The sequence below is a fragment of the Stenotrophomonas acidaminiphila genome (assembly GCF_014109845.1).
Classification (GTDB): Bacteria; Pseudomonadota; Gammaproteobacteria; order Xanthomonadales; family Xanthomonadaceae; genus Stenotrophomonas; species Stenotrophomonas acidaminiphila.
Map to the genome: position 1 here is coordinate 2,565,698 of NZ_CP043567.1, position 12,496 is coordinate 2,578,193.

11 protein-coding genes, 4 tRNA genes and 1 pseudogene are annotated in these 12,496 nt (G+C 66.9%); 9 read left to right on the plus strand and 7 right to left on the minus strand.

Features of this window, described 5'->3' with window-relative positions:
* Positions 1-59: 59 nt before the first annotated feature.
* The 4 genes from F0P95_RS11740 to F0P95_RS11755 form a co-directional block, all read right to left on the minus strand.
* Positions 60-135: transfer RNA gene (locus F0P95_RS11740), tRNA-Glu, on the minus strand.
* A 47-nt stretch (positions 136-182) separates the two neighbouring features.
* Positions 183-258, minus strand: a tRNA-Ala gene (locus F0P95_RS11745).
* Between the two features lie 141 nt (positions 259-399).
* Positions 400-475 (minus strand) — tRNA-Glu (locus F0P95_RS11750).
* A 54-nt stretch (positions 476-529) separates the two neighbouring features.
* Positions 530-605 (minus strand) — tRNA-Ala (locus F0P95_RS11755).
* An 892-nt stretch (positions 606-1,497) separates the two neighbouring features.
* On the opposite strand from F0P95_RS11755, the gene ligD reads away from it, so the two are divergent.
* The gene (ligD, locus tag F0P95_RS11760) at positions 1,498-2,493 is read left to right on the plus strand and encodes a non-homologous end-joining DNA ligase (protein ID WP_182334377.1); all 996 of its coding nucleotides are present in this window, start codon (positions 1,498-1,500) and stop codon (positions 2,491-2,493) included.
* A 277-nt stretch (positions 2,494-2,770) separates the two neighbouring features.
* On the opposite strand, the gene F0P95_RS11765 is transcribed toward ligD, so the two are convergent.
* On the minus strand, positions 2,771-3,085 hold the full coding sequence (locus F0P95_RS11765) for a BON domain-containing protein (protein ID WP_425515934.1): 315 nt from the start codon (positions 3,083-3,085) through the stop codon (positions 2,771-2,773).
* Between the two features lie 386 nt (positions 3,086-3,471).
* Between F0P95_RS11765 and F0P95_RS11770 the strand changes: the two genes are divergently transcribed.
* The 3 genes from F0P95_RS11770 to F0P95_RS11780 all read left to right on the plus strand — a co-directional run bounded on the left by F0P95_RS11770 (position 3,472) and on the right by F0P95_RS11780 (position 5,413).
* Positions 3,472-3,723 (plus strand): hypothetical protein, encoded by a 252-nt coding sequence (locus tag F0P95_RS11770; protein ID WP_182334379.1) that lies wholly within the window; start codon positions 3,472-3,474, stop codon positions 3,721-3,723.
* Between the two features lie 249 nt (positions 3,724-3,972).
* Positions 3,973-5,028, plus strand: a complete 1,056-nt coding sequence (locus F0P95_RS11775) for an NAD(P)-dependent alcohol dehydrogenase (RefSeq protein WP_182334380.1) — start codon at positions 3,973-3,975, stop codon at positions 5,026-5,028.
* Between the two features lie 226 nt (positions 5,029-5,254).
* Positions 5,255-5,413 carry a hypothetical protein gene (locus F0P95_RS11780; protein WP_182334381.1) on the plus strand — a complete coding sequence of 53 codons (159 nt, stop codon included), beginning with the start codon at positions 5,255-5,257 and terminating at the stop codon, positions 5,411-5,413.
* A gap of 24 nt (positions 5,414-5,437) precedes the next feature.
* On the opposite strand, the gene F0P95_RS11785 is transcribed toward F0P95_RS11780, so the two are convergent.
* Positions 5,438-6,721: an amidohydrolase gene (locus F0P95_RS11785; protein ID WP_182334382.1), complete on the minus strand. Its 1,284-nt coding sequence runs from the start codon at positions 6,719-6,721 to the stop codon at positions 5,438-5,440.
* A 713-nt stretch (positions 6,722-7,434) separates the two neighbouring features.
* On the opposite strand from F0P95_RS11785, the gene F0P95_RS11790 reads away from it, so the two are divergent.
* The 5 genes from F0P95_RS11790 to F0P95_RS11810 all read left to right on the plus strand — a co-directional run bounded on the left by F0P95_RS11790 (position 7,435) and on the right by F0P95_RS11810 (position 11,648).
* Entirely contained in the window at positions 7,435-7,983 is a 549-nt protein-coding gene (locus F0P95_RS11790) for a sigma-70 family RNA polymerase sigma factor (protein WP_198422004.1), read from the plus strand.
* Positions 7,980-8,621, plus strand: coding sequence for a DUF1109 domain-containing protein (locus F0P95_RS11795; RefSeq protein WP_182334384.1), 642 nt, complete (start codon positions 7,980-7,982; stop codon positions 8,619-8,621). The genes F0P95_RS11790 and F0P95_RS11795 overlap by 4 nt, the downstream gene beginning before the upstream one ends.
* Positions 8,622-8,851: 230 nt before the next feature.
* Positions 8,852-9,307, plus strand: a complete 456-nt coding sequence (locus F0P95_RS11800; protein WP_182334385.1) for a thioredoxin family protein — start codon at positions 8,852-8,854, stop codon at positions 9,305-9,307.
* A gap of 12 nt (positions 9,308-9,319) precedes the next feature.
* Positions 9,320-10,048, plus strand: coding sequence for a cytochrome c biogenesis CcdA family protein (locus F0P95_RS11805; protein WP_182334386.1), 729 nt, complete (start codon positions 9,320-9,322; stop codon positions 10,046-10,048).
* Positions 10,049-10,535: 487 nt separating this feature from the next.
* Positions 10,536-11,648: a hypothetical protein gene (locus tag F0P95_RS11810; RefSeq protein WP_182334387.1), complete on the plus strand. Its 1,113-nt coding sequence runs from the start codon at positions 10,536-10,538 to the stop codon at positions 11,646-11,648.
* A 129-nt stretch (positions 11,649-11,777) separates the two neighbouring features.
* On the opposite strand, the pseudogene F0P95_RS17525 reads toward F0P95_RS11810, so the two are convergent.
* A pseudogene (locus F0P95_RS17525) lies at positions 11,778-12,232 on the minus strand (transposase); the annotation flags it as partial.
* Between the last annotated feature and the right edge of the window lie 264 nt (positions 12,233-12,496).

Below are 12,496 nucleotides of genomic sequence, written 5' to 3' on the forward strand. Positions count from 1 at the left end.
CGCGGGCTGCCTTTTGCCGGGCAACAAAAAAGCCCTGCCTGGGCAGAGCTTCCTTGAATTGGCGTCCCCACGGGGATTCGAACCCCGGTCGCCACCGTGAAAGGGTGATGTCCTAGGCCTCTAGACGATGGGGACGCGTATGCTTCGTTGTCATTCAATCCGAACGGCCTAATGTCCGGATTTGGTGGAGCCAAGCGGGATCGAACCGCTGACCTCCTGCATGCCATGCAGGCGCTCTCCCAGCTGAGCTATGGCCCCGTATCCAAATTTTCGAGCGCGGAATATTACCGGACTCTTCGTCGGAGTGGAAGCTTTTTCTCTTCCTCATTGCCTGTTGGGCAGGGCAATGTCTCCAACAAAAAAGACCCTTGTGAAACCGGGGTCTTTGTTTTCGATGAATGGCGTCCCCACGGGGATTCGAACCCCGGTCGCCACCGTGAAAGGGTGATGTCCTAGGCCTCTAGACGATGGGGACGCGTAAACTTCATCAAGTTTTATTCGGCTTTCCGGACGGCCTAATGTCCGGATTTGGTGGAGCCAAGCGGGATCGAACCGCTGACCTCCTGCATGCCATGCAGGCGCTCTCCCAGCTGAGCTATGGCCCCGTTGTTGCGTTGTTGCCGAGAAAGAAATGATAGCCCGGCTTTTCGGGCCGAGCAAGCCATTTGTAAAAAAAAATCTTCACGTGCGCACGTGGTGCTTGTCCGACATTGAGCCGGGCATCGAGATCACCCGCGGACGGGGCTTGCCACTGATGTTTCCCGCCGCTGGCGTCCATGGATGATGGGGCCGGGACAGGCTGAACGGAGTCGATGATGGCGACAGTTGGATTCCTGCTTCTGCTGGCGATGGCCGGGACGCCGCACGTGGCACCCCGGCAGGTGTTCAAGTGCGTCGATGGCGGCCAGGTGGCCTACCAGTCGCTGCCATGCGCCGGGCCGCCCGCCAAGGCCTGGACCGTGCCGCGCCTGCCGCTGGCGGCAGGTCCTTCCAGGGTGCCACGGACGGCCATGCGTGCCGAGCCGCGGTCCCGCCGCACGGCGCCGGCCAGGCGCAATGTCCGCCCCGTGGACGACGCCTGTGCCACGGCGCGCAAAGGGCGCGCGATGGCCTACCGCAAAGCAGGGCTGAAGCGGGGGTTCGCACTTTCCAGCCACTGGGACAATCGGGTCCACGAGGCCTGCTGGTAGCCGTGGCCCGAACAGGTGATCGGAAGCCGGCGGTTGCCTGCCTTGTCGCAGGCCGCGCCGGCGGACCGCAGGGGACTGGCGCTATGCTGCCGAAGTGCGCACCGGTTTCAGTCCGTAGATGTGGGGAGCATTGGTGCAGCGCCTGGAACTGCGGACTCGCGAAAGGCGCACGCTGGCTCCGGTTCCTCGGACGCCCTGCAGGACGGGATGCAGGGGTGAAACCAGCTGCAGATTGAGGCGTTCCCTCATTGGCGCCGGCGATCCCGGCCTGATGCGGCAGGTGTGGTTCAGGACCCTGTGGGCCGGCATGAGCGTGGCCGTGCTGGGTGCGACGGAGCCGGATCCAACCGGGGATAGAGGCATGCCAGGTACACGACAAAACGCGTCGTCCGCCGCCAAGGCCGGGCCCACGGCGCTGACCAGCCCCGGCCGCGTGGTGTATCCGGACGCCGGCATTCGCAAGCAGGATGTGTTCGCCTACTACCGCACCATGCTGCCGTGGCTGCTGCCGGAGATCGCGGGCCGGCCGCTGTCCATCGTGCGTTGCCCGCAGGGGGCCGGGCGGCCATGTTTCTTCCAGAAGCACCTGCCGGCCGGCATGCAACATGTAGCCGCGGTCCCGATAGAGGAGCAGAACGGTGCCAACGCCGACTACATCGTGGTGCGCGATGCGGCGGGGCTGTTCGAACTGGTGCAGTTCAACGCGCTTGAGTTCCATCCCTGGGGCGCACGCGCCGATACGCCCGACCAGGCCGACCGCATGGTGTTCGATCTCGATCCTGGCGCTGGCGTGCCCTGGGCACGGGTGATCGCGGCGGCGCGACAGGTGCGCAGGCGCCTGCGCGGAGTCGGCCTCACGTCCTTCGTGCGCACGTCCGGTGGCAAGGGCCTGCACGTGGTGGTGCCGCTGCGACCGGCATGTCCGTGGCCGCAGGTGAAGGCATTCGCGCGCACGTTGGCCGAATCCATGGCGGCGGCCGATCCACTGGCGTACGTGGCCACCGCGAGCAAGCGCCTGCGCACCGGGCGCATCTTCATCGACTACCTGCGCAATGGCCGCGGCGCTACCAGCGTGGCGTCGTTCTCGTTGCGTGCCCGGCCGGGCGCGCCGGTGGCGATGCCGCTGCGCTGGGAAGAGCTGGCCAGGGTACGGCGGGGCGACGCCTACGACATCATCTCGGCACCGCGACGCATGACGCGGATGAGGCGCCATCCCTGGGGCGACGTCGACCGGATCCACCAGGATCTGGCCCATGTCGCAGCCTGCCGGGGCGGGCGCAAGCCGCCGAAGCGGGAGGCGTGACGAGGCGTCATGCGTGCCGCGGATCCGGACCGCAGTGTGACTCTAGGCCCCCCGCGAGCGGTGGCCGGCCTGGTCGGCCCGCCGGGTGCACGGCCCCGGGGCGGCCCGCGGTTGACGAACACCTGCCGCTGTTTCAATGGCGGGGACGCTGCCTGCTGCCAAAGCGGGGTCGGTACGCGCAATGGACGCGACGCGGCCACGCCAGGATCCGGCACCGGTGGCCGACATGCCGTGCCGGCACACCAGGCCGCGCGCGTCCACGCGCGGCCCGACGGGATTACTTGCCGGCGCGGACCATCAGCCGGTTGTTCACGTGGCTGACGCCCTTGATCCCCTTGGCGATGGCGACGGCCCGGTCCGCTTCGGCCCTGCTGTCCACGTCGCCGCTCAGCGAGACGACGCCATTGACGGTCTCGACCTTGATCGCCATGCCGGGGATGTCCTTGGTGGCAAGCAGATCGGCCTTGACCTTGGTGGTGATCCAGGTGTCGCTGCCGGGCTGCGCCGATGCGTGCTCCTGCATGCCGTGCGCAGGGGGGTGGGCATGGACGGTGGCGATGGCACCCGCGCTGGCGGCGGCAACGATGCCCATGAGCAGGAGGTGCTTCATCTTGCGGGTATCCATGTCGATTCTCCACGCGGAGCGGAAGTGCTCCGGGCACCATCGTGGCTGCCGGGGAGTCAACACCGTGCAGCAGGCCTGTGATGGACCTGTGCACGGCACGGGTGCGGTTCTGCACAAGGGAGTACGCCGCCAAGGTGCGCGCTCGCGAGAGCGGCGGTTGGCATCGGGCAGCATGCAGGCCAGCAGCGGCTACGTTGCCGCTGGCATTGACGAAGGGAGGTGTAGAGCGGTGCGTATCTTCGCGACCGGCTTCCGGGTTTCACGCGGTGATGGCGCCATGCAGGCAACGGCTTCACTCCACGCAGGCAAAATGGTGCATTCCTGGGTGAAAGCGATCATGAGGAAATCCAGCCGTGAAAGGTGTTCAACTCTATTTGATGGGGCCGGGACAAGAGTGCCGTCCGGTCAGGCGCATCGCCACGGAGTTGGCCGACATCAGGACCATGGGCGTTCCCGCCAGGAACGCGCCTGTGGCGGCCGGCACGCTGATGGAGATCAGTACCCTGGCCGATGATGAAGGCAACCTGGCGAGGCAGATCGACCGCGAAGGGTTCCGCTACACCTTCAAGGGTTCGGAAATCCCGTGGTCGTTGATGGTGGGCTGAGCGCAAGCCTTCTTCGCCTGCCCGGACGCGGACCGCGGCACGCACAGGACCGTGCGGCGGGCAGGCGGAGGCCGTGTTCGCGCGCCGCGCTGCAGAACCGCGGCAGGTCATGGCGTCCAGGCCTGCCGGGGCGTCATTGAGGCCAGCCTGATCAGTTGGAAAAGCCGATGGCGGCAGAAGCACCCAGCGGCCGATCATTGCGGTCCAGACGGTGCAGAATGCATCACCTCCCACCCGGATACAGTCGACATGACCCAGACCGTCAAAGCCTATGGCGCCCACGCCGGCGACCGCCCCCTGGAGCCGCTGGACATCACCCGGCGTGCGCCGGGCGCGCACGATGTCCAGATCGAGATCGCCTACTGCGGCATCTGCCACTCCGACCTGCACCAGGTGCGCGCCGAATGGCATGGCACCCACTTCCCCTGCGTACCCGGCCATGAAATCGTCGGCCGCGTCTCGGCCGTCGGCGCCGAGGTAACCGGCTTCGCGCCGGGCGACCTGGTCGGCGTGGGCTGCATCGTCGACAGCTGCCGCCATTGCGATGACTGTGCCGACGGCCTGGAGAACTACTGCCACGGCATGGTCGGCACCTACAACGGCAAGACCGCCGACGCCCCGGGCTGGACGCTGGGTGGCTACTCGCAGCGCATCGTTGTCCACCAGCGCTACGTGCTGCGCATCCGCCACCCGGAGGCACAGCTGGCCGCGGTGGCACCGCTGCTGTGCGCCGGCATCACCACCTGGTCGCCGCTGCGCCACTGGCACGCCGGCCCCGGGCGCAAGGTCGGCGTCGTCGGCATCGGCGGCCTGGGCCACATGGGCATCAAGCTGGCCCATGCGCTGGGTGCGCGCGTGGTCGCCTTCACCACGTCCGAGTCCAAGCGCGAGGCGGCGCTGGCGCTGGGCGCCGACGAGGTGGTGGTTTCGCGCGACCGCGATGCGATGGCGGCCCACGCCGGCAGTTTCGACCTGATCGTCAATACGGTAGCCGCACCGCATGACCTCGATGCCTTCCTGGCACTGCTGCGTCGTGACGGTGCCATGGTGCTGGTCGGCGCGCCGGCCACCCCGCATCCCTCGCCGAACGTATTCAACCTGATCACCCAGCGCCGTACCCTGGCCGGGTCGATGATCGGCGGCATCCCCGAGACCCAGGAGATGCTCGATTTCTGCGCCGAGCACGGCATCGTCGCCGACATCGAACTGATCGCCGCCGACGGCATCAACGCCGCCTACGAGCGCATGCTGGCCGGCGACGTGAAGTACCGCTTCGTGATCGACAACGCCACCCTGGCCGGCTGACACCGCCCGGCCCGGTCGCCGGGGTGGGCCGGGGCACGACAGCCGTGCCCCCCTTGCCCGGCCGATGCGCATGCCGCCGGGCCGTCGCGCGCCCGGGCGGTCTCTCTCAACCCGGCGCAGGTGCGCGGTTCGACGCTAATGCCTGGCCGCCAGGGGGGGCGGTGCGTACCTTGCGTGGTCTGCTGGAAGCGGGGGGATCCGTCGCTTTGCATCCGCTGCCACCTTTGTGGAGATCGTCGGCGCGGTGGAAGCCATCGTGCCGCGCGGCGTCGAACGGGTTCGCCCCGGTGCCGGCGTCGCCACGTTGTGGATCGCCCGGCGCGGCCGCATCCAATGGCGTCTGCTGATCCACGCCCATCCGCTCGCCCGGCGTCATCTCCGGTGACGCCGGCCCAGGTACTTCCGGCTGTCAGGCGGCCGCATCCCGTGGGGTGCTGGCGGCCACGCACAGCCATGCCGCCGCCGCGCTGAGCATGGCCTGCAGCCCGACCTTCAGGGTCGGCTCGAGCACCGGCGCGAAGCGCGGCGAATGGTTGCTTGGCAGCGTGTTGAGGGCGCCTTCGGCCTGCGCCCTGGCATAGGCCGAAGGGTCGGTGCCGCCAACGAACCAGAACACATAGGGCACGCCCCAGGTGCGGCCGAACACGCTGAAATCCTCGCTGGCGGACATCGGCTTTCCTTCGCGCGCGTCCTCGCCGAACTGGGCATGGAACGCCGCGGCCACGCGCGCGGTGGCATCGCGGTCGTTGTCGGTCATCGGGTAGCTGCTGAGCGTGGTGAATTCCGGCGGCCGCGGCGCGCCGGAGGCATCGCACTCGGCGCAGCAGATGCGCCTGACCGCCTGCAGCAGGTGCGAGCGCACCGCCTCGTCATAGGTACGCATGTTGAGCTTGAGGGTGGCATCGTCCGGAATGATGTTCTCCTTGGTGCCGGCCTGCAGCGAACCGATGGTGAGCACCGCGCTGTCCAGTGGCGACACCTCGCGCGAGACGATGGTCTGCAGGCGCATCACCGTGGCCGCGGCCATCACCACCGGATCCACCGCGGTCTGCGGCTGCGAGCCGTGCGAACCGCGCCCGAACAGCTTCACCTTCAGGCTGTCGGCTGCAGACAGGATGACCCCGGGCCGATAGCGCACCGTACCGGCCATGCCCACCATCACATGCTGGCCCAGCACCACGTCGGCATGCGGCAGGCCGAGGCGCTCCCAGTCGCCGACCATCGCACTGGCCCCCTGCGCGGTCTCCTCGCCAGGCTGGAACACGGCCATCACCGTGCCGCGCCATGCGTCACGCGCCCCGGCAAGCACCTGTGCGGCCCCCATCAACCAGGTCACATGCAGGTCATGGCCGCAGGAGTGCGCCACGTTGACGGTCTGCCCGTCGCCATCGATAGCCGTGGCGGTGCTGGCGTAGGGCAGGCCGGTCTGCTCGGCCATGGGCAGCGCGTCCATGTCGGCACGCAGCATCACCGTGGGGCCGTCGCCATTGCGCAGCACGCCCACCACGCCGGTGACGCCCACGCCGCGGGTGACGGCATAGCCGAGGCGTTCGAGGTGGTCGGCGGCGATGCCGGCGGTGCGATGCTCCTGCATCGACAATTCCGGATGTCGGTGCAGGTCCTCGTAGATGTCCACAAGCCGGGGTGCGCATTGCGCGAAGACGGACTCCAGTGCGGCAGTCAGCGGGTTCATGATCCAGCCTCTCGGGGTGCTGCGGCCAACGTACGCCCGCGCGTCGCCGGGCGAAGTGAAAACCGGGGGCGGGGTCGGCTTTGCCCCTGCCCCCCGGGCCTGGGTGTCCGCCGTTGACGGTAGCGGCATGCTGGCGAGCCGCTGCGGTGGTACGGTCGCCAGCGGCACGCTGTTCCAGCAGACGGACCGGCTGGCCCATGGTGTTGGCGCTGGCAACCCTCATTTCGCCCATGCCGGCAGGTACGGGCGATGCCGCGGACCTATGGCGCCTTGGTCCGGCGAGTGCCACGGGCGGCAATTCCATCAAGGCGGGAAGGGGGAAGAGCGCGTACAGGGGGCGTCGGTACCACGGCCGCCAATGCAGCCTCGGTCGCCGTCAATGCATGGCTTGGGCGTGGGCATCAGCCGGCCTGGAAGTACGGCCCCATGCGATAGATGGCAGGGGCGGGTTCCCGGCTCGTCGTGCGTGATGCAGGGATGAACCGCGGCCAACAGCAACACAATGGTTGTAACCGGGATGGCCTGCGCAGCGAAATCATGAAGATGACCGACGCTTTGCCATACAACACCCTTGCTGCCATGCCGTGTGCATGCGCCTGCCCCGGGCGATGCGACGCCATGGCATCCTCGCTGCGCGCCTGCGCGTGATCGGCCGCAGGGGAGTGCACACGATGACCGCCGCCATCTCCGCCACGGGGGCCGGATCTGCAGCCATGGCCGATCCGGTCGAGTCTGCGCTGCGCGTGCTGTTCGAAGCCGGCCTGGGAGGCGATCCCGACGCCTATCGGTGCTTCCTGGATGAACTGAGCGCACGCCTGCGTGCCTTCCTGCGGCGCCGGCTGGGTGGGTCGCCGGATGACGTCGAGGACATCCTGCAGGAGACCCTGCTGGCCATCCACAACAGCCGCCACACCTACCGCAGCGGCCAGCCGCTGACTGCGTGGGTCTATGCCATCGCCCGCTACAAACTCATGGACTTCCATCGCAGTCACCACCGGCGCGAAGCGCTGAACCTGCCGCTGGAGGCGGCGCAGGACGTGTTCGCGGCCGCCGACACCGAATCGACCCAGGCGCGGCACGATATCGGCCAGCTGCTGGAGGCGCTGCCCGACCGGCATCGCCTGCCGATCCTGCACGTCAAGCTCGGCGGCCTGTCGGTCAGCGAAACCGCACGCCTGACCGGCATGTCCGAGTCGGCGGTGAAAGTAGGCATCCACCGCGGCCTGAAGGCGCTGGCCTTGAAAATACGGAGTGCAGCATGAAAACCCATGAGCTGATCGACCTGCTGGCCAGTGATCCCATGCCGGTGCAACGGCATGCGGCCGCGCGCCGGTTCGGCCTGGCCCTGCCATTGGGCCTGTTGATGTCGCTGGGCCTGCTGCTGGTGGGCTTTGGGCTGCGCCCCGACCTCGCGGAGGCGTCCATCCAGCCCATGTTCTGGGCCAAAGCGGTATTTGCATTGGCGATGTTCTGCGGTGCGCTGTGTGTGACGCTGCGGCTGTCACGCCCGGGGCAGGCGGTCGCGGCGGCATGGTCGGGGCTGGGGGTTCCGCTGCTGCTGCTGTGGGGTGGGGCGGCGGCGGTGCTGTGGCTGGCCTCGGGCGACGAGCGCCTGGCGATGCTCATGGGGCGCAGTTGGCGCAGTTGCGCCTTCAGCATCGCCTTGCTCTCGCTGCCGCTGATGGGCACGACGTTCTGGGCGGTGCGTGGACTGGCGCCGACGCGGCTGCGGCTTGCCGGCGCCTCAGCGGGGTTGCTGGCGGGGGCCGCGGCAACCCTCGTCTACTGCCTGCACTGCCCGGAGATGGACGCGCCGTTCTGGGCGGTGTGGTACGTGCTGGGACTGTCGCTGCCCACCGCCGCCGGCGCACTGCTGGGGCCGCGCCTGCTGCGCTGGTGAGCCGCGCCCGGGGCGGCGCCGGACCCACCTCGATGGCGGCAGGGCATTGGCCCGGCGGATGCCGCGGCGCTCGCTGGTTCCGCCCATCGCCAGACCGGAACGGCCCGATGCTGGAGGGGCGCCGGCCGCCGGCGCGCACGGCATGAACGCAGGAGCGCGCAGTTGCGGTGGCGTGTAACCAGCGGCACGCATCGCGCGAATGGATATCCACCTACCCACTGGAGATTCCAATGCATTGCTTCCGTTCCCTGCTTGCCGTCGTCGTCCTCGCCGCTGCCGGCGTTCCCGCCGCCAGCGCACTGGCGGCCGACCCGCCGGCCGCATCCCCGGCCATGGCCATGGCGATGACGCCCAGCGTGGCGATCCGGGCCTATGACCAGATGACATTCGACCAGGCGCAGGCGGCCAACCAGCCGATCCTCGTCTGGGTGCACGCGCCGTGGTGCCCGGTGTGCCGCGAGCAGGAGAAGGCGATCAAGCAGATCACCGCCGATCCGGCGTATCGCGACCTGCTGGTGCTGCGCATCGATTTCGATACCCAGAAGCCGCTGTGGCAGAAGTTCGGCGCGACCATGCAGTCGACCCTGATCGGATTCCATGGCAAGCGTGAAACCGGCCGCGTGGCGCACGAGAGCGACGTGGCCCGGGTCGCGCCGGTGCTGCGCTCGACCCTACCCGGTGCCTGAGGCCGCCACCGCATGAGCCTGGGTTTGAATCCGGTACTGGCCTATGTGGCCGGTGCCTTGACCATCCTTTCCCCCTGCGTGTTGCCGCTGGTGCCGATCGTGCTGTCGTCGGCGGCGCAGCGGCACCGCCTGGCACCGCTGGCGCTGTCGGCCGGCCTGGTGCTGGCGTTCACCGGCACCGGCTTCGTGGTGGCGGTCTTCGGGCAGTCGCTGGGCATCGACACCCTGGCCGTACGCGCTGCGGGCGCGGTGATCCTGTGCCTGGCCGGACTGGTGTTGCTGCTGCCGCCGTTGCAGCGCCTGCTGACCCGCGCCGCCACGCCGTTGGCGAACTGGGCGGGCCGAACCCAGCTTGCATTCGATGCGCGGGGAGGGCTGTGGGGCCAGGCCCTGGTCGGGATGCTGCTGGGCGTGGTGTGGGCTCCCTGCGTCGGCCCGACGCTGGGGGCGGCCATCGCGCTGGCGGCGGCAGGCCAGAGCCTGGGCGCGGCCTTGCTGGTGATGGCGGCGTTCGGCCTGGGCATCGCCAGCGTGCTGCTGGTCATCGCCTTCGCCGCACGCGGCGCCCTGGACCGCTGGCGTGGCCGGCTGATGGGCGCCGGCAGCCGCGGCAAACAGCTGCTGGGCATCCTCCTGTTATTGGTCGGCGGCCTGATCCTCAGCGGCTGGGACCGTCGGATCGAGGCCTTCGCCCTGGACCACCTGCCGGACTGGATGACGCGCCTGTCCACCGCATTCTGAGAAATGTCCCCGGGATGCGGTTCAGACGGCTGCATCCCGGGCCGCGTCGTGCCGTGCCCAGCGTGCCGGACCTGCTGCGTCTATGCTTTTTCTATTCCCCCAGACAAGAAGTGCTGATACCTGGCCCGAACATGCTGGGGGGGGGCTCTATAATCATCATTATGATTTTGGTTTATTATGATCGGAGGGATAAAGCAGCCGGCAATCCCAGGCTGACATGGGCATGGCTGTGATCGCTGCCCCATGTTGAGCAGGTGCGCCGATGAGTAATGAAAATGCGGGCAATCCGTGAGGATGATTCTGGCCTCTTTCCAGAAAGTCGGTAAGGGCCATGGCCAGTTTCTGGCGCCTTGCGTCCAGGGGGAAATCTAAATTCAGCTTTCCTTACGCTTGGAGTGGTTGCCGGGTCGGCGCTGGCTCAGCTACTTGTCGTCATGTCGCAGGCATGCGGCCTGCCAATCAGAAGTTTGGATAAGGGGAGATTCTGATGAAAAAGCTGGCCTTTCTTGCATTGAGTGCTTCCCTGGCTGCGGTGCTGACGACACTTCCCGCTGCCGCGCATAAATTGGCTACGCAGTCGACGCAGGGAGAGCGGCGTCTGGCAGGTATCTCGTCGAGTTTCATGATCGACATGGAGCGACTCATCGCGCAATGGTCGCTGTACGCCTTCACAGAACCCGTCCATGAGGAGATCACCAATCGCATATACGGGTGTGATGGAGATCGCAAAGTCTGTGCTGGCGCGGCCGCGCTGACTGCCCCAGTACCCGTGCTCGCCGGTGTCCGTTGGAACGATGATCCGCCGTTCCGCATGACTGCCAGCCAGGCGAGCGGAACAAAGTGCAAGGTTTCGGAAACCATCCGTTTTGAGACCCAGCCGACGTGCTGGGCAACGCTCTTCATGGATGCGAGCAAGGGGGCTTCCCGGGGCAAGCAGTACGGCCCGGGCGACGCGATGCTGTATCGAACCCACTTCGGTGACCTGCAGTTCCTGCATGCGATGGCAACTCGAGACGGCGAACTGGCGCGCGACACCAAGGCCCGGGTGATGGGGTGGTTCGAGTTCACCTGGCGGACGGCGCAAGGGGAATACAACCTTGACACGCGTCTGAAGGAGATCGACAACCCGACCATCCAGGCTGCGTTTGGACATACCGAATGGCGGGTGCTTGACCTTTTTACTCAGGGTGCCAGTGGCGGTCTGCGACGCAGTGTCGATGATGTTGCATTCGGATCGCTTCTGCATACGCTTCAGGATAGCTATGCCGAGGGCCATGTGAACCGCGAGGAATCAAGCGGTACTCGCAAGTGTGCGGCTGCCGGAATTTCGGTCGAAGCTCCCGGTGCCATCCAGGAGTTCCATGCATACAATCACCAGGATCACTCCGCGCATGCACAGGCAGACACACGCGCGGCTTTTTTGCTTCGCGTCCAGGAACCTGGTGACGTGGTGGAAGTAGGAAGGGCGCTGCTGGCAGCACGTGACAGGAAGCTGCCATGGAATGAGGTACTGCCACTGTTGGACTGCGCGCTCGCATTGCATCGAGAGGATGCGCCTGCCATTCCAGGAGACCGTTTTGCCAAGACGCAGTTGCCGTGACGCAGTCTGCAGCCGCTTGCATTCATATGGAAGGGACTGCATCGCGATGGGGCGGTGTTGTGTGAGGATTCAATATCTCGGCATTGTCATATCGCTTGTTCTGGCAGGTACGGCATGCAGCCATCTGTACATCCCGGCGCTGTAGCGCCTGTGCTGCTGTGCCAGAGCCGGGATGCGCTCCCGCAGCCGACGTTACGGTCTGGCTGGAGATCGTAGCGAAGTGCGCTGGTGCTCATTGCACCACCGCCAACGCCCGGCGCTCACTTAGTCCTTGCCGATCATGTGGCGTACCTGTACGCATCGAGCCGGTGCGCTCATTACTTCTCTCAGAGAGCGTCTCTTGATGACATCGTTCTCCAGCACCTGCTCGGCCGGCAGCTTCCTCAACGGCGTGTTCTCGGTCTCCAACTCCCTCAGCCGCTTGGCATCGGGTACGCTCATGCCGCCGTACCTGCTGCGCGACAGGTAGCAGGACGCTCGCCAACGCCGTGCTTGCGGCATAGCTCCTTGATAGACAGCCCGGCCTCGGCCTCACCTTGGGAGCCGACGATCTGTTCTTCGCAACGCGCCTCTTCACATCCGATCTCCTTCTGGGGAATTGGCCTCCAAATCGCTGCGCCACTCAAAATCGGGGGGCGTCGCACGAGACCAGCCGGCTTCCTAGGCGAGCCTGGCACATGAAGTAGTCAGGAGTGCCGACTACCGCCAGTTCAGGAGTGGGATGATCGTTACGGCGATCATGTACTCGACCAGGCTTCCGCTCAGCGGGATTCCAGATGCGATGATTCCGATCCGGGGTCTAGTTGCGCTTTCAGGAGGATCTGCTTGGCTGTCCGGCCCGACCCAAT